Below are 15,708 nucleotides of genomic sequence, written 5' to 3'. Positions count from 1 at the left end.
ACCGGCCTCATGCTCCTTCAAAATGCCAATGATCTGGTCTTCGGTGAACCTGCTGCGCTTCATCTCTGGTCCTTTCGGTTGGGCCAGAGTCTAACTCAAACTGGATTAGCTGGAGGGGGCAACGTCACGCGCCCCGTGGTTTGCTGCTCATGCTGCCGGTCGGCCCGCCATTCACGGGCGAATGCAGCAACCCGGTTGTAAGACCCCGTGAAGCCGAGCGCCGTCAGCTCTGAATGCATCTGCTTCAAGGTTCGACGCTGCTTGCGAGGCTTCGCCGCCTCCGACTTCAGCCAGGCAGCCTGCTTCTCCGCAAAAGGGTCCAACTTACTCGCGCGGTTCGACGCGTCGAACTTCGGCTCGACGATCTCAGCCTTCAGATACTTCTTCACGGTATTGCGCGACAGAAATGTCCTCCGCGCGATCTCATGCACTGACAGCTTCTCGCGAAGCCGCAGACGTCGGATCAGGTTCAAAACTTCCATGGTGATCACTCCAGTGCCTCCCACAGCGCTCTGCCGTGCGGAAAGGGTCACATGGGTCAAATCTCAATGGAAATACCGACCCTAAATGGGTCAGTTCTCGGTGGAACTCAACACAGATGGCCAACGCCACGCCAGCGCCCGGTTGTAGTCATGCCAGTTCGTGGTGCGGTAGGTGGGGGGCTTCTGTCTGCTCATGCAGGTGGGGGCAGGACACCATCTACTGTAATTCAGAAGCCTGCTAAACTTTAAGGTCTCCAAGCAACGTAAATAGGGGCCTCCAATCTCCCCAAGAAAAGACCTGAGATACGCCAGACTGCCAAAAATCCAAACTGCCCTCCTGTGCCATCTTCAAGTATAGGCGGTATTCTAGCGCGCCGCCAAAATGCTGGCCTCTCAGGACTTCCTTGTTCGCCTTGTCTACAAAGTCGGATGAGTACTTGAAGTGCAAGAAAGCCAGCGGCTGAGGGCTCCAACGCATGCCCGAACCAAAATGAAAGCCCTCCGAGAATGACATTAGCGAGTTGTACTTGAACAACGCTACCTTCTGCGACGTAAACATATGCGGGGCCGAGAGCGGTATGATTCGATGTCGCAGGCTACTCACAAAGCTCTCCAAGTTTCCAAAGGGTCCGCGATTGTATGGCCACTTAGAGACAGGTTTACGATCAAAGCAAGGTGCAGCAGCAATAAGATCACTGCGAGCGAAATCTGCGTTTCTCAAGTCGCCCTGGGGATACATATCAACCATCACAACAATGGCCGCATCGAAATTCGAACGCTCCAGGGCATCACATTGCTCCGGAAGCGACAAACATTGTTCACCGTCCGTCACCAGCAGTTCATCAGCATCCGCCACCACCACCCATCTGCCAATGCAAAAATGATCTAAGAGCGTCCGTTGCCAGACCACACCGTAGTGCGACCCAGAATAATCACTTGCAGCTGAAAAGACGGCTACATCACTTTGGGCACATAGATATTCGCGGGAGCCGTCGTCAGATAAATTATCAACAATCAGGAAATATTGAACACCCAACTTTCTGTAGTGATTGAGAAAATGCGGCAACAGCTTCAGTTCATTTCTAATGACAGAAACGCAGACAATCCGCGCGTGTGCGAGCCGAGATGAGTCCACTCCCGCGCCGATGACCTCAAGCATGTTGGACAGATAATCAAGAGAAACGTCACGATCAAGCGGAAACAGTCTTGGAGGGAGAAGAAGGTTTGATTCCCTCGACCTATGGATTGGAAGCATCTCTTCGCTTCCGTTCAAATGTGCCATCGCGATACCGCTGACAGCCGAGGGATAAAAGGATCTGTCAATTTGCAGCACTGGGATACCATTGCTGCGATTCACTCGTTTCTGCGCAGAACTGTAACCCTCACTACCTAGCTCAAAACCAGCGATCTTCAGAAGGTCTCCAACTAGCTTGTCTTCAAAAAAGGATGCTGCCCTCAATTGCAAACCAAGATCTGTTTGGGCGATCGCCAAGAGCGCCGCGACGGCTTCTCTAGACAAAGTATAGCAGCCGCCGCCGTCAGCGTACTTTGAGCCCAGCGGTGAGGTATCAATTGCTCTCTGGTTCACAGCTCGATTTGCACGTCCCTGATGCCAACGGCGGTTAAAGGTTGTTGGCAGTGCAAACAATGGCCTCCCGTAATAATGAACTCGGCGATAGGAAAGTGAAGTGAGGAAATTTGTAGCGTCTAGATAGCAATCATCGTCAATTTTTAGAACAAAGGAAAACTCCTCATTCGCCTGCAGCCAGTGGTACATCGAGAGGACTTTGTCCGGCAAATCCTCATAAGAATCCCCAACGGGCAAAACAACTAGATCAGAAGGCAACTCATCCGTGGTTGAGACGGCGCCCTCTACCGCCCCAACAAAGAATCGAACTCTTACGCCCATAGCTTGGACATCCTTGACCCAACTTTCACGGCACGCAGGGAGATGGGTCAACAAGTTGGCATGGCAAGTAACAACCGCCACTATTGTATCGGAAAAAAACGATCCAGCTAAAGTGGCCTCCGCCTGTGCATTGACTGCTGTACCCGGGTCGTCCAGCCTTCCAGCATTGATGCTACTTATGATACTAGAACGACCTGCGATTCTCTTGGCCGCAGAAAGGTAACCGGCTGGTTCAATAGAGCCCGGCGGAGCGTGTTTCGTTTTGCTTGGGGCCATTCTGGCGAAAGCAGGCTCGTGCTTGCCTTCGCCCCTCTGACTTGCCCAAACCAAGACGTCCAAGAGTACTGCTTCGCTCGCATAGTCGCTTTCGAATTCACCCGCAGAGACCCTTTCCAGAAGATCCTCGTATCCCGTGAGTCCATCAGCAGCGACTGCTCGTCCAATGTCCGCCAGAAGACGAAAATGGCGGTGGCGTGGGCATCCGATCAGATGGTGAATCGCCTCGGCCACTTCGTTTACGTCTGGCAGTATTGCCGTCTCGGGAAAACTAATTCCCTGCGGCAGCGCCCTTTGTCGAATTGGCCAACCACGAGCATCGAGCAATTCGGACCCAACGAGACGCCCCGAGCCAGTGTGTAGCATGTCTACAGATCTCAAATAGCGTGTACGATACGATCGACCGAACAGCTTAGGTATTTCAGAATCTTCGCCTGGCCTGTGATCGCCGAGGCGACTGAAGTAGTCACCCAATTTAGTAGCATTGTCCCGCGACACTTGCATCCGCCGCCGTTGGGGACTCATCTTCATAACGGATGTAGTTTCAGTGTTATGGCCCCAGAACTCTGGAACTGATCCATATTGGGTATCTATGAAGTTGTGATACTCATCCTGAAGCCAGTGGGGGTCATACCTAGAAAGTTCAAAGTACTCTAGGAATGCAGCTTGCAGGTCGACATTTCTGAACTGTGTGTGCTCCTCGGAGTTGAAGTTCCCAACGAGGCGCATCATTGGCCGAAGGAACAGTTCGCGAAAATCATGGCTAAAGCGAGCGCGGATAAATAGGCGAAAGGCCGCAGCAATCGCTGAAATATTGACCCGAGCCAAGTCGCGTTGCTCAACTCGGCCTGCGAGATTCTCCAAAATGACAACACAAGTTCCGAACTCACCCTTTGACGCAAGTAGCGCGGAAAGCGTGCTATATTCCCACGTCTGCTCAGGTTTGTTCAGTACTCTCCAAATGAAATCATCGTTCGACCACTTTGCAATGCAGTGTTCGAACTTATGGCGAATGGCGAAATCAGCCACGGCCAGAATCGCCCAGTTCCGCTCAGGCTCACGGATGCCATAAATTAAATTGTCTATGACTTCCTCGAGAATGTCGCCACTCGTATTTACAGATTCAACCGCCGACACAATATCATGCTGGAATTGCCAAATCTTACACTCATGTTCACTTGGACCCTCCCAACTGACAAGTTGCTCGGACGTGCGAGAAAGTGCATTTGGAACTGGAAGCCTTTCTCCAACAATGTTTGTGCACTCAGTGAGCACACTTACAAGTTGCGGCGCAAACTTCATACACGTCTGCGCGTTGTCGGATGAGTACAGTAAATGGCACAAATCTACGATTAGACAACTCAGTCCGACGGTGGGTTTCCAGTCCCCGAACGGTGGGACGGGGAAAAGCTTCGCCATCGCCCGCCACGTTTCCGGGCTTAACCGAATGTGAAAGAGCGGAGGTTCAAAACCGGGGCCCCTCAAGGCAAGTCGAACCTCAGCACCTGATGGAGGAAGAAGTCGAAAAGCTTCAGAGAATGACAGAAAACAGGACTTTCTCGATTCGGTCGGGTTTGCCGTGGGGCAGAGGTCTGAAATTACTGTCCTGAAATCTGCACGGCCCTCTTCCATTTCGTCGGACCAATACAGCTTTGTGGCCTCTACCGCGCCAGGCACGTCTAATACTATATGGCCGGATTTCAAATCTAATGTCGGGAGATGCCTGAGATTATATAGACGCGCCTTTGAGACTGACGTCACGATATCGAAGAATGCTGAGGCGGTGGCGTCTACTGTTGCGTAGATCACGGGGCATTTCGCGATATACTTTATAGTATAGTTATAAGCACAAGGCTTCTGATCGGCGGTGAAGAAATTTGGGGGTTCGACTAGAGGGACTGATCCGAGAGAATAGATCACCGTTGTCGAACCTGAAGAGCCTGTTTCCGTTAGGTAGCCTCGGAGGTTTGTTGGGCGAAAGGTTGGAGACACACATGTATTAGTATTAACCCAGTAGGCTCCGATCGATTGTAATTTCATGTCGAGTTCAGCAATGACAAAGTCTAGGAAATACACCTCGACCTTTCCATCTTTTCCAATGGATATCCATAGCCGCCACAATGGGAAGAGGTGGAAGTCCAAGGGGCATCGGACGTGGTTAACAACGTTTCTGCCCTCAACAAATCGTATGATCAGCTCGCTCAGTTCAATTTGAAAGACAACTTGCAGTAAATAGTTTCCGCTAGGAAATGAAACTTCGACGAACGGATCCCCAAATTCGCTGCCATTTTCTGTAGAAAAGGAAACTTCGAGATCGAATCCCCCATGCGTGGATAGCGCTCGGTAGATGGCAGAGTTGGCGCTCCAACTTGACGCCGGTCTTCTTTGGAACTGATCGACACGTGCGTGCGAAAAGGCTCCCTCAAGCGTGCTACTTTGTTGATCTTGCGTTTGGGTCGATTGGTCGATCATTTTCTACTTGGCTCGTTGGGTGTCCCGGGTAATGGTGGTCAGTTGGAAATTGGCCCTTGGCCCGAGATCAACCTCCAGTTTGCTCGGACGGTCCTGCGCCATTCAGCGGCATTCTCGATAAACTTGTCGACGCTGTGAGTTTCCTGGTTCCCTGTGGACACTTTTTGTTTGATGAAAGGAAGTAAATCGGCGATCTTTTGCTCACTATGCCCAACGAATTTTAGCAAATCACAAATCTTCTCTGGCTCGTATTCGGGTTCAGGATATAGGTCTTCGAAATCCACATGCGCGTGCTCGGCTCTTCGCCGCTTCATTTCGGTGGTTATCCACCTTGCCCTTAGGTAGCATTCAGCCATGTGGGTCAATGAGGCCCGTAGATTCAGTCTAATCGAAGGAGTTCCAAGGTTTTCCAGAGCTTGGTATTTCTTTTTCGCTGTTTCTGGACCCCAAGCGCCTGTTCGGCTTGCTACCTCGAGCGAATATAGACGATCGACTTCCATTCGCCTCTTCAAGATGATATGTCGATACCCTAGTCGAATAGTTTCCTGCAGGAGAACAGTGTTTAACTGCATTGGAACGATTTCAAAGCAGTGTTTGATCACCTCTCGTCGTTCTACTACTTCTGAGATTGAACTATATAACTTCTTGACGTCGCCAGTTTCATTCCACTCCTTCGAGATATTTCCATAAATTCGGTCTGGGTTAAAGGGTTCATGAGGCGCTTGACCATGCGACGACGCATGGGACAAAATTGTTGCAAGCGTTGTTCCCCCGGTGCGCCGAAACGTCCAGATTATGTAAGGGTAATCCATTGGAATGGTTCTTTTGCCAGCTGTTCAAACATGGCTTGCACGTTGGCTAGCCTAGGTGACTTAGGTTACACGGCGGCTTTCGGTGCCGCAAGGCCTACTACCGTCCTCGGTCCCGGTTCGCTTTCCGGCAGTCTTGCGATGGTCTGTGACGCTGCCTCCACTAGAAGGGTCAGGATGGCTTTGTTGAGCAAATCTGTTGAGGGCTGGAGTATCCCTTTCCCTGGACAGACCGATCCTGCGCGCTGCGTGAGGGGCGTTCCGAGGGCGGTGAATCGGTTCAGGATTGCGGCCCTGATCTGAAGCTCGGCAACGTGGCGGTCGAAGTCGCGTGACATGACGCGCTCGCCCAGGAGATTGAGACAGCGCATCCTTATTTCGACGAGACTTCGTCGGTGATAGGCGGTCCAGCGCTTCCAGATCGCCCGGCCGAGGCGGCGACAACCTCGGAGTGCCTCGTTGCGCGCGGTCGCTCCTGCTGTGCGTTGCTTCCAGGGCTTGCCGTTCTTGCGGGGTGGAATGACGGCCGCCGCCCTACGCGCCGCGATGGTGCGAAGGGGGACCCTGGCCCCTGATGGGGCCGCGTAAGCCCCCGTAGCGGTGATAGGCGTGGGTGTCGTAGGCGCCATCTGCGGTAACGATACCGAGGGGCTGGTCGCCATGGATCTGGTCGAGCAGGTCGGGCAGAACGGGCGCGTCGCCGATTCGGCTGCCGGTCACCGCGAACGCCCGAACTTCCAGCGTCTCGGCATCGATCCCAAGGTGAACCTTTCGCCAGTCCCGTGGCTTGGACGGCCCGTGTTTCTTGGCCAGCCACTCACCATCGCCTTCGGCCTTCACGCCGGTGCTGTCGATCAGCAGGTGCAGGGCACCAGTGCTAGGCCGGTAGGGGATGTGGACGGTCAGGGTCTTCTGGCGACGGCAAAGAGTGCAGAAGTCCGGCACTGGCCAGTGGAGCCCAGCAAGCTCAAGCAGGCTCGCCACCATCCCGGTGGCCTGCCGAAGCGGCAAGCCGAAGAGCGCCTTCAGCGTCAGGTCAGTCTGGATGGCGGCGTCGGTGAATACTGGCTGACGACCACGCCTGCCGGTTGGCGCAGCAAGCCATTGCGTCTCGGGATCGAACCAGATGGCCAACGCCACGCCAGCGCCCGGTTGTAGTCATGCCAGTTCGTGGTGCGGTAGGTGGGGGGCTTCGGTCTGCTCATGCAGACCAGCTAAAACGCTGGATCTACAAGGTGAATCCTTAACCGGATTTGCGCAACAAAGCCAAATGGGCCGCCCCTGCACCTGACAGATACAGGTTCTCAGAAAAATCTCAAGACACGAAATCACCGAAAGCCCCAAAACTCCTGTAGTCTTCATCATAGAATCTCATGATACGTATGACTTGACTGCCCGATAATTCCGATCTGTGAATTACATTTCCACCACGCTGTTGGTGTGGAATGATAATCTGACGCCCAGCCCTCTCGGAAAAAAGGGAAGCGATTTCCTTTATTTCTGATAATTTGAATAGGTGATCGTAGTAGCTCGGGTCCGATCCAAGGAAATGTACCTGTGAATTTGTGTGGTGCCTGATCGAGTTTGACACTGCGCGGTAGTCCTCTAATTTTTCAATGAACTGACCAATGGATGGACGTGCACAGAGTTCCATTCGGGACTTAGAATCTTTCAGCATCTCCTCAGAAAGTTCATCATGGCGAACGACGCGGTTCGAGTAGGCTGAGAGAAACCGGTCTATCGGATCTCTAATAACTGCGATTCTGGTATTGCCGTTTAGATCCCTCTCTCTGGCTCTTGCGAACTCAAGAGTCGGATAGAAATTATGGATGTGTCGGCGAAGCCCGTTCGCAACAAAAGCATTGAACGAAAAGCCATTTTCAATTTCAAAAGCTGCGAACTTCAGGGATGTACATGCTACTTTTGGCGTCGAGTAGTATGTTAACCCAAGATTGTTTAGGAAAGCTGTCATTGGTTTCCCGCTCTCGAATATCCTGCAGTGAGATAATAGCTTAGCACACGGCATGAGGCACCGCCAGATGCAGCAATGTATCGACCCAGCGGAATCTGGGCAGGGGTCACGTCCGTCAAGCTGGTGTAAATTCCAGGATGGCGTAAGGTCATGGTCATGCGGCCTTGGTTGTGATGCTGAGAATGGAGTCTATCTCCTCTTTGTCGATCTGGGCGAAGGCGTCGACCATCATGTAGCGGCTTGAGGTCTGCCAGTCGACGTTGGCCTCGAAGAGCACGGCGCCGATCAGGCGCATGATCGAGGCCTCGTTGGGGAAGATGCCGACGACATCTGATCGGCGCTTCACCTCCTTGTTCAGGCGCTCGATGGGGTTTGTGATGTGCAGCTTGGTCCGGTGCTGGCGGGGGAAGGTCATGTAGGCCAGGACGTCGTGCTCGCTCCTCGCCATGGTCTCTCGGACCAGTGGCGCGACCATGGCTCGATCCATCAGGGCGGCGAGCTTTGGCCATCGAGGGCGCAGTTGCTCCACCACTTTGCGCCGGGTCTCGCCTGCGTGGATGCGGTCAGGTTGGTCGAATGCCTGACGGATTGCGGCGGCGACAACGGTGTGTTGGCCGTGCGAGACATGCGCCAGCGCGTTCCTCATCCAATGGACACGGCACTTCTGCCAAGTGGCCTCGAAGATCCGGGCTATGGCGGTCTTGAGGCCGGAGTGTGTCGAGGCGGGGCACAAATTGGTCCGGGGGACCATTTGCCGCCGAGGGCTGATCACCAGCTTGACCCCGCCGAGGCCCGGGCGCGGCGAGAGCGCAGAAACTCGGTCTAGAAGGTTTCGGCCTCCGAGGGTCCGATGCCCAACCCGATGATTTCCCTGCGGCCCTGGGCCGCTGGATGCAGATGCTGACGATCCCCAACCAATCCTCGATCCCCAAGGCCTTTCAGGAGTTTGAAGAGGCGGGCCGCATGCGCCGCTCTGCGCTTTGCGGCCGGATCGTTGATGTCATGGAAGGGCGGATCGAGCCCCCCTTTATGCCAGGCGACCGAGCAGGCTGTCTCGTTGGCCGCCGATCCGCGCGCAAAGAAACTGCCAGGGCCCATGCAAGGCAGGTGAACCTGTCAGCCGCCGCCTGAGGCGCGCTTCAGGTGGCCCTCCAGGGGCACCGCGCCCGACAGGGTGTTGGAGATCGTGCCGTATTTCAGGACGTTGCGATGCAGCAGGTCCAGGCGCTGGTCGGTCTCGGAACTGTCCACCCTGATCTCGTAGCGGATCAAGGTCAGCTTGGGCGGGGCATCCTGACGGATGGCCTCCAGGCGCACCTCGGCCCCGTCGATCTGGAATTGCAGCATCGGTGCAACCCGTTCGATCCCCTTCAGCATGCAGGCGGCAAGGGCCGCCAGCAGCAGTTCCACCGGGTTCATCGCATCGCGCCGTCCGGCCAGATCGGTGTCGAGCGTGACTTCGGCCTCCTTGGCGACGGCAAGGCTGCCATGTGCGTCGATGCGGCGGGCGTGCAGGCGGTAGTCCATGGGACCTCCTTGTTGCCACCACCTTGGACCCGCCTGCGCATCCGCGCCCTGACCCATGTCAAACCCGGTCCGATGTCATGAAAGCTTCACTTGATTGTCCTGATATTTCGGATATTCCGGAAATATGGATATTCAAACCGCCTCCCACGCCTTTGCCACGCTCGGCCACCCCGGCCGCCTTGCGGTCTATCGGCTCTTGATGCGCTTTGCGCCCAGAGGCGTGCGCCCGACAGAGATCGCCGAGGCCCTGGGCCTGAAGCAGAACACGCTGTCGCATCACCTGTCGGACCTGGCCTCATCTGGCCTGGTCCAGGTGACCCGCGAGGGGCGGTCGCTGTTCTATGCGGTCGATCTGTCACAGGCCGAGGCTCTGCTGGGCTACCTGGCGCTGGATGTCGGGCGGGGGCGGCCCGAGCTCCTTTCTTCTTTGGTTTCCGCTGTTCCGGAGGATGTCATGCAGGACACCGGCTTCAACGTGCTGTTCATTTGTTCGGGCAACTCCGCCCGTTCGATCTTTGCCGAGGCGCTCTTGCGCGATCTGGGCAAGGGGCGGTTCAAGGCCTTTTCCGCAGGAACGCGGCCGGGGAGCAGCCTGAACGCCTTTGCCTTGCAGGTGCTGGAACGCAATGGCCACGCGACCTCCGACATGCGCTCGAAGCACATCTCGGAGTTCCAGCAGCCGCAATCGGCCGTGATGGATTTCGTCTTCACCGTCTGTGACACTGCGGCAGCCGAAGAATGTCCGCCCTGGCCGGGTCAGCCCATCACCGGTCATTGGGGCCTGCCCGACCCGGTGAAGGCCCATGGAACCGATGCCGAAAAGGGGCTGGTCTTCGCCCAGACCTATGCCGCTTTGCGCCGCCGGATCGCGGCCTTCGTCGAACTTCCCTTTGCGGAGCTGAACCGCATTTCCCTCCAGTCCCGCGTCGATGCCATCGACGCCGCACAGAAAGGCTGAACCCCATGCCCCGTATTGCCCTGAACGGCCTTGGCCGGATCGGAAAGCTTGTCCTGCGCGACCTGATCGACTCGGGCGCGGGGGGAGAGATCGTGCTTCTGAACGACCCGATGGGCGATGCCGAACAGCACGCCCTGCTGATGGAGTTCGATTCTGTCCATGGCCGCTGGCGCACCCCGGTTGAGGCCCGCGAGGGCGCCCTGGCCCTGAACGGCCAGACCATCCGCCTGACGCATGAAAAGACCATCGAGGCGCTGCCCCTGGCCGAGTTGGGCGTCGACCTGGTCGTGGACTGCACCGGGGTCTTCAAGACCGCGGCCAAAGTGGCGCCCTATTACGCGGCGGGGGCCAAGAAGGTCGTGGTCAGCGCGCCGGTCAAGGATGGCGGAGCGCTGAACCTGGTTTACGGCGTGAACCACCAGCTTTACGACGGCAGTCAGAACCTGGTCACGGCGGCCTCCTGCACGACGAATTGCCTGGCCCCGGTGGTCAAGGTGATCCATGAGGCGCTGCGGATCAAACATGGCTCGATCACCACGATCCATGACGTGACCAACACGCAAACCATCGTGGACCGCCCGGCAAAGGACATGCGCCGCGCCCGGTCTGCCCTGATGAACCTGATCCCGACGACGACGGGCTCTGCCACGGCGATCACGCTGATCTATCCGGAGCTGAAGGGTCGCTTGAACGGCCATGCGGTGCGGGTGCCGCTTCTGAACGCCTCGCTGACCGATTGCGTCTTTGAAGTCGAACGCGCCACGACGACCGAAGAGGTCAACGCGCTGTTTGCCGCTGCCGCCGCAGGTCCGCTGAAAGGGATCCTCGGCTATGAGACCCGGCCGCTGGTGTCTTGCGACTTTACCAATGACCCGCGGTCCTCGGTCATCGACGCGCTGTCGACCATGGTGATCAACGGCACCCAGGTGAAGGTCTATGCCTGGTATGACAACGAATGGGGCTATTCCTGCCGCCTGGCCGATATCGCCCGCATGGTCGCGGGGTCGATGTGAGCGCGCCGCTGCGGGCCTATGGCGCCGTGACGGCGGCCTATTGGGCCTTCATGGCCACGGATGGCGCGCTGCGGATGCTGGTGCTTTTGCACTTCAACCAACTGGGCTTCAGCCCGGTGCAACTGGCCTGGCTGTTCCTGCTGTATGAGGTGGCGGGGATCGTGACCAACCTCGCCGCGGGCTGGCTGGCCGCGCGCTTCGGGCTGGCTGCCACGCTTTTCGGCGGGCTGGGGCTGCAGATCGCGGCCCTGGTGGCCCTGGCGCAACTGGACCCGGCCTGGGGCGTGGCGGCCTCGGTGACCTTCGTCATGGCGGTGCAAGGCGTCTCGGGCGTGGCCAAGGACCTGGCCAAGATGTCCTCGAAATCCGCCGTCAAGGTGCTGGCGCCCGAGGGGGGGCTCTTTCGCTGGGTCGCCCTGCTGACGGGGTCAAAGAACGCTGTCAAGGGGGCGGGGTTTTTCCTCGGTGCCGCGCTTTTGGCTTTTGCCGGGTTCCAGGCGGCGGTCTGGGCCATGGCTGCCGTCCTGGCCGTGATCCTCTTGGCCGTGGTGCTCTTCTTGCCTGCCGGGCTCCCCGGCCGCATGAAAGCGGAGGAGGCCTGGGGCGGCTGGCGCTCCAAGGACCCGCGCGTCAATCGCCTGAGCCTCGCGCGGCTTTTCCTGTTCGGCGCCCGCGATGTCTGGTTCGTCGTCGGCATTCCGGTCTATTTCCAGGCCGTCCTGTCCGATGGCACCGACGAGGGCCGACGCGCAGCCTTTTTCCTGGTCGGCGGCTTCATGGCGGTCTGGATCATCGCCTATGGCCTGGTCCAGGCCTTTGCCCCAAGGCTTCTGGGCCCCAAGGGCCAGGCTGAAGAGACCACGACCCGCCGCGCCGTCATCTGGGCCGGGGCCCTGGTGCCCATCCCCTTTGCGCTGGCGCTGGCGGCCTGGGTCGCGGGCGGGCCGACACCCTGGCTGACAGTGACCGTGATCCTCGGGCTTTTGGCCTTTGGCTTCGTCTTCGCGGTGAACTCCTCGGTCCATTCCTATCTGATCCTCGCCTTCGGATCGGCGGACCGGATCACCCGCGACGTTGGCTTTTACTACATGGCCAATGCGGCGGGGCGGCTTTTGGGGACCCTGCTGTCGGGCCTCAGCTACCAGGTCGGAGGCCTGGCCCTTTGCCTGGCCACCGCAGGCGTGATGGCAGGAGCGAGCTGGCTCTCCGCCCGTCGCCTCATCTGAACAGAGCACCCGCCGCCGCCCGCTTGTCCCTTCCCTTGCCCGGACCTCTCTGGACCGCGGCTTCCGCCGGGTGATCAGGCGCCGTCCTCGGGTTCCGGGGTGGCGGGGTCGAACTCCAGGATATCGGCCGGCTGGCAATCCAAGGCCCGGCACAGCGCATCGAGCGTGGAAAACCGCACGGCCCGCGCCTTGCCGGTCTTCAGGATCGACAGGTTCTGCATCGAGATGCCTACACGCTCGGCAAGCTCACCCAGCCGCATCTTGCGCCGCGCCAGCATCACATCGAGGTTGACCCTGATCATCGCTGCCCCCCGTCAGATCGTCAGCGCCACATCGCGTTGCAGCGCCACACCCAACCGCATCGCATGGGCGATGGCCATGAGCAACAGGCCGACGCCCAGCACGGGCAGATCCAGCGCAAGGCTCGGCTGAAAGACCGCGATGTCCCCGGCCTTGTGCAGGGTCCAGCCGATGAGGTTGGTGAGGCCAAGGTCCAACACGGGAAAGCCCATGATGATCACCCCGATCCGCCGCAGGATGGCGATCATCGGCGGCACGAAGACCTCGCGCCGGGCGCAGCGGTGGATGACCAGATGCGCATGGGCCAGAAGAACGGCATAGACCAGGTTTTCCAGCGCAAAGGCGCTCCAGAAAACCGCCTGGGACAGGGGATGCGCGGTGGCGATATTGGGCAGGCTGGCAATGCAGGCCGCCTGGTCGGGCAGTTGGGCTGCCAATTGCTGGGGGGCCGTCAGGGTCGCCTGGACAACTGACCAGATGAGCAAGGGAAACCCCGCCCAGACCAGCCAGAAGCCGCGATCCAGCCAGGTGAAAAGGCGGTCTTTGGGCATAGCGTCACGTCCTTCATGAAATATTCATCGTTTATCGTGAAATTCCAGGTTGAATTTCACGATAAACATGATATTTGCCCTGTTTATCATGATCCACCCAAGGATCAACCCCGATGAGGAGACTGCGATGATCACCTTCGACCCCCAAGCCATGCGGAGTGAAGCCCAAGCCATCGTCGATGCGGTGCGCGACCAGGGGGCCGCGGCCGCCGTCGTGGCAGAGGTCACGCGCGGGCCCGTGACCCTGAAGCTCTCCAGCGGTCAGGCCGATACCGAGACGGGCCAGGGCGCGCGCCCGGATGGCGCCTATGAGATCGGCAGCCAGACCAAGATGATGACCGCGGTCATGGTGCTGCAACTGGTGCAGGAGGGGCGCATCGACCTTGACGCACAGGCGGCCGATTACCTGCCTGCCGAGATGATCCAGGGCATCGCCAATGCCGATCAGGCCACGGTGCGACAGTTGCTGAACATGACGGCGGGGCTTGGCAACTACACCGATGCCCTGGGCGCCGACGGTGTTCCGCTTTTCATCCGGGCCCTGCTGGACCATCCCGACCAGGTCTTCGGCCCCGCCGAAGCGCTGGAGATCGCGCGCGGGATGGAGGCCACCAATGCGCCGGGCGAGGCCTATCATTACTCCAACACCAACTACCTTTTCCTGGGGCATATCGTCGAGGCTCTGACCGGCCAGGGCTTTTACCAGGCCCTGCAAGACCGCATCCTGAGCCCTTTAGGAATGACCCACTCGATCCGGCAACTCGACTTCGGCGACCAGAGGCTGCACTCCTATGCCACCTTGCCCGACGGGTCGGTCATTGATGTGACCCGGGCGCTGTGGGAGATGCAGGGCGAGGCGGGCGTGGTGTCGACCAATGGCGACATGATCACCTTTTTGCGCGCGCTCTTGATCGACAAGACCCTGATCGGGCAAGAGGCCCTGGCCCAGATGACCGATTTCGCCTTGACCGACAGCTGGCCGGGCGGGCACCAGGGCTTCGGCCTGGGCCTTGCTCAGCTTGTGCTGGACAGCGGCGAGACCATGGTGGGCTTCACCGGCGGCACGCTTGGCACCGGCTCCAGCACCTATATCGAGCAGGTCAGCGGGGCGATCGTCTCATTGGCGGGAACTTCGGCCGAAGTGAACTCCTTCGGCGGGGCCTTTGCCCTGTCGCAGCTGGCCCATGGCGGGCTTTGGGAGCGTGAGGCGATCCGGGGCGCCATCACGGTGGCTTCGGTCTCGGCGGCCGGGCTGCACCTGGGCGGGGGCACGGCGATGAAGCTCGGCGCGCAGGGCGTCACCCTGCAAACCGCGCGGGACCTGCGGGCCGTGACGGCAGAGAACCTGCGCTTTGCGGATGGTTCGGTCGTCTTGGTGGGCGACGAAAAGGCGGGCACGGCACGGGACGACCTGGCCAACCTTCTGGACGTGGCGCGGGATGCTCCGGCGGCGATGGGCAAGAACAACCAGCTTCTGGGCCTGGGGGGCAACGATACGCTGAGGGGCGGCGACGGGGATGACCGCCTGAACGGAGGCGCGGGCCGCGATCTCTTGCAGGGCGGGGCCGGGAACGACCTGTTCATCGGCGGCCGCGGTGCCGACACTTTCCTTTTCACCCAAGCAGACCGGGGCCGCGACGTGATCCGCGATTTCGAGACCGGGGTGGATCACCTCGACCTATCTCACCTGACCGGGGTCGATGTGGTGGAGCGTCACGGCAACACCGTGATCACCGCCGGTGACCTCGTGGTGATCCTGCAAGGTGTGACGCATCTTCAGCTTGATGACCTGATCCTCTGAAGCCGCATCGGCCCCCGGATCGCGCCCCCTGGGCCTGGTCGGTCGCGTGATTTGCGCGCGACGACGGAGTCGCCGGGCCGCGATCCGACGCCTTGCCGCCTGGGAGCAGGCAGGCCCAGGCGGCGCAGCCTGTCCCGGGTGGAGCGCCTCCAGCCGCTCTCGCGCGGCGCTCCATGGCGAACTGTCAAAGCTCATCGTGGATTTCCTGGGCCATCAGGCGCGTGAAGGGACCTGAAGCGTCTTGCCGGAGGCCGGCCTGGACAGGCCGTTGAACCAGGTGATGCCGTGCCATTCGATGCCCATGACGCGGCAGCCGTGCCCGTCGCGGATCGGGCAGCCCTCGGCGAGGCGCTGGCTTCCTGGGGCGCAGACAGGTGCCCAAGTCACGGGAAGGCCGCAGCTTTCCCGGCTG

12 protein-coding genes and 3 pseudogenes are annotated in these 15,708 nt (G+C 58.8%); 5 read left to right on the top strand and 10 right to left on the bottom strand.

What is annotated here, in order from left to right:
- Nucleotides 1-107: 107 nt before the first annotated feature.
- From GV832_RS17755 to GV832_RS17730, 6 genes and pseudogenes are all read right to left on the bottom strand, one after another.
- Nucleotides 108-491, bottom strand: a pseudogene (locus tag GV832_RS17755) (IS21 family transposase); the annotation flags it as partial.
- 229 nt (nucleotides 492-720) lie between these two features.
- Nucleotides 721-5,139: a glycosyltransferase family protein gene (locus tag GV832_RS17750; RefSeq protein WP_168776219.1), complete on the bottom strand. Its 4,419-nt coding sequence runs from the start codon at nucleotides 5,137-5,139 to the stop codon at nucleotides 721-723.
- A gap of 38 nt (nucleotides 5,140-5,177) precedes the next feature.
- Nucleotides 5,178-5,951, bottom strand: coding sequence for a hypothetical protein (locus GV832_RS17745; RefSeq protein ID WP_168776218.1), 774 nt, complete (start codon nucleotides 5,949-5,951; stop codon nucleotides 5,178-5,180).
- Nucleotides 5,952-6,184: 233 nt separating this feature from the next.
- Nucleotides 6,185-7,153: pseudogene (locus GV832_RS17740) on the bottom strand (IS5 family transposase); the annotation flags it as partial.
- Nucleotides 7,154-7,263: 110 nt separating this feature from the next.
- Entirely contained in the window at nucleotides 7,264-7,920 is a 657-nt protein-coding gene (locus tag GV832_RS17735) for a sulfotransferase family 2 domain-containing protein (protein WP_168776217.1), read from the bottom strand.
- 154 nt (nucleotides 7,921-8,074) lie between these two features.
- Nucleotides 8,075-8,802: pseudogene (locus GV832_RS17730) on the bottom strand (transposase); the annotation flags it as partial.
- Nucleotides 8,803-8,811: 9 nt separating this feature from the next.
- On the opposite strand from GV832_RS17730, the gene GV832_RS17725 reads away from it, so the two are divergent.
- Nucleotides 8,812-9,051 (top strand): hypothetical protein, encoded by a 240-nt coding sequence (locus tag GV832_RS17725; protein WP_168776180.1) that lies wholly within the window; start codon nucleotides 8,812-8,814, stop codon nucleotides 9,049-9,051.
- On the opposite strand, the gene GV832_RS17720 is transcribed toward GV832_RS17725, so the two are convergent.
- Nucleotides 9,037-9,447, bottom strand: a complete 411-nt coding sequence (locus GV832_RS17720; protein WP_168776216.1) for an OsmC family protein — start codon at nucleotides 9,445-9,447, stop codon at nucleotides 9,037-9,039. The genes GV832_RS17725 and GV832_RS17720 overlap by 15 nt on opposite strands.
- A gap of 124 nt (nucleotides 9,448-9,571) precedes the next feature.
- On the opposite strand from GV832_RS17720, the gene GV832_RS17715 reads away from it, so the two are divergent.
- From GV832_RS17715 to arsJ, 3 genes are read left to right on the top strand one after another with little or no spacing between them, the layout of a single operon-like run.
- Entirely contained in the window at nucleotides 9,572-10,405 is an 834-nt protein-coding gene (locus GV832_RS17715) for a metalloregulator ArsR/SmtB family transcription factor (RefSeq protein ID WP_168776215.1), read from the top strand.
- Between the two features lie 5 nt (nucleotides 10,406-10,410).
- Nucleotides 10,411-11,418, top strand: coding sequence for an ArsJ-associated glyceraldehyde-3-phosphate dehydrogenase (locus GV832_RS17710; protein ID WP_168776214.1), 1,008 nt, complete (start codon nucleotides 10,411-10,413; stop codon nucleotides 11,416-11,418).
- 50 nt (nucleotides 11,419-11,468) lie between these two features.
- The gene (gene arsJ / locus GV832_RS17705; protein ID WP_435531773.1) at nucleotides 11,469-12,644 is read left to right on the top strand and encodes an organoarsenical effux MFS transporter ArsJ; all 1,176 of its coding nucleotides are present in this window, start codon (nucleotides 11,469-11,471) and stop codon (nucleotides 12,642-12,644) included.
- Nucleotides 12,645-12,718: 74 nt separating this feature from the next.
- Here arsJ and GV832_RS17700 read toward each other — a convergent pair whose 3' ends face one another.
- Together GV832_RS17700 and GV832_RS17695 are read right to left on the bottom strand one after the other, a co-directional pair.
- Complete coding sequence (locus tag GV832_RS17700) at nucleotides 12,719-12,946, bottom strand: helix-turn-helix domain-containing protein (protein ID WP_168776212.1); 228 nt, start codon at nucleotides 12,944-12,946, stop codon at nucleotides 12,719-12,721.
- Nucleotides 12,947-12,958: 12 nt separating this feature from the next.
- Entirely contained in the window at nucleotides 12,959-13,495 is a 537-nt protein-coding gene (locus GV832_RS17695; RefSeq protein WP_168776211.1) for a hypothetical protein, read from the bottom strand.
- 88 nt (nucleotides 13,496-13,583) lie between these two features.
- On the opposite strand from GV832_RS17695, the gene GV832_RS22440 reads away from it, so the two are divergent.
- Nucleotides 13,584-15,296, top strand: a complete 1,713-nt coding sequence (locus GV832_RS22440; protein WP_290427070.1) for a serine hydrolase — start codon at nucleotides 13,584-13,586, stop codon at nucleotides 15,294-15,296.
- A 213-nt stretch (nucleotides 15,297-15,509) separates the two neighbouring features.
- On the opposite strand, the gene GV832_RS17685 is transcribed toward GV832_RS22440, so the two are convergent.
- A complete protein-coding gene (locus tag GV832_RS17685) occupies nucleotides 15,510-15,683 on the bottom strand; it encodes a hypothetical protein (RefSeq protein WP_168776210.1) in 174 nt (57 codons plus the stop codon).
- Nucleotides 15,684-15,708 lie beyond the last annotated feature (25 nt).

Origin of the sequence: Stagnihabitans tardus, assembly GCF_009925085.1 — a bacterium.
Taxonomy (GTDB): Bacteria; Pseudomonadota; Alphaproteobacteria; order Rhodobacterales; family Rhodobacteraceae; genus Stagnihabitans; species Stagnihabitans tardus.
This window is presented reverse-complemented; position numbering and strand designations above follow the sequence as displayed.

Coding starts and splice junctions, on each gene's coding strand:
- GV832_RS17750 (WP_168776219.1), bottom strand. CDS start 5,139: ATGATCGACCAATCGACCCAAACGCAAGATCAACAAAGTAGCACGCTT.
- GV832_RS17745 (WP_168776218.1), bottom strand. CDS start 5,951: ATGGATTACCCTTACATAATCTGGACGTTTCGGCGCACCGGGGGAACA.
- GV832_RS17735 (WP_168776217.1), bottom strand. CDS start 7,920: ATGACAGCTTTCCTAAACAATCTTGGGTTAACATACTACTCGACGCCA.
- GV832_RS17725 (WP_168776180.1), top strand. CDS start 8,812: ATGCAGATGCTGACGATCCCCAACCAATCCTCGATCCCCAAGGCCTTT.
- GV832_RS17720 (WP_168776216.1), bottom strand. CDS start 9,447: ATGGACTACCGCCTGCACGCCCGCCGCATCGACGCACATGGCAGCCTT.
- GV832_RS17715 (WP_168776215.1), top strand. CDS start 9,572: ATGGATATTCAAACCGCCTCCCACGCCTTTGCCACGCTCGGCCACCCC.
- GV832_RS17710 (WP_168776214.1), top strand. CDS start 10,411: ATGCCCCGTATTGCCCTGAACGGCCTTGGCCGGATCGGAAAGCTTGTC.
- arsJ (WP_435531773.1), top strand. CDS start 11,469: ATGGCCACGGATGGCGCGCTGCGGATGCTGGTGCTTTTGCACTTCAAC.
- GV832_RS17700 (WP_168776212.1), bottom strand. CDS start 12,946: ATGATCAGGGTCAACCTCGATGTGATGCTGGCGCGGCGCAAGATGCGG.
- GV832_RS17695 (WP_168776211.1), bottom strand. CDS start 13,495: ATGCCCAAAGACCGCCTTTTCACCTGGCTGGATCGCGGCTTCTGGCTG.
- GV832_RS22440 (WP_290427070.1), top strand. CDS start 13,584: ATGATCCACCCAAGGATCAACCCCGATGAGGAGACTGCGATGATCACC.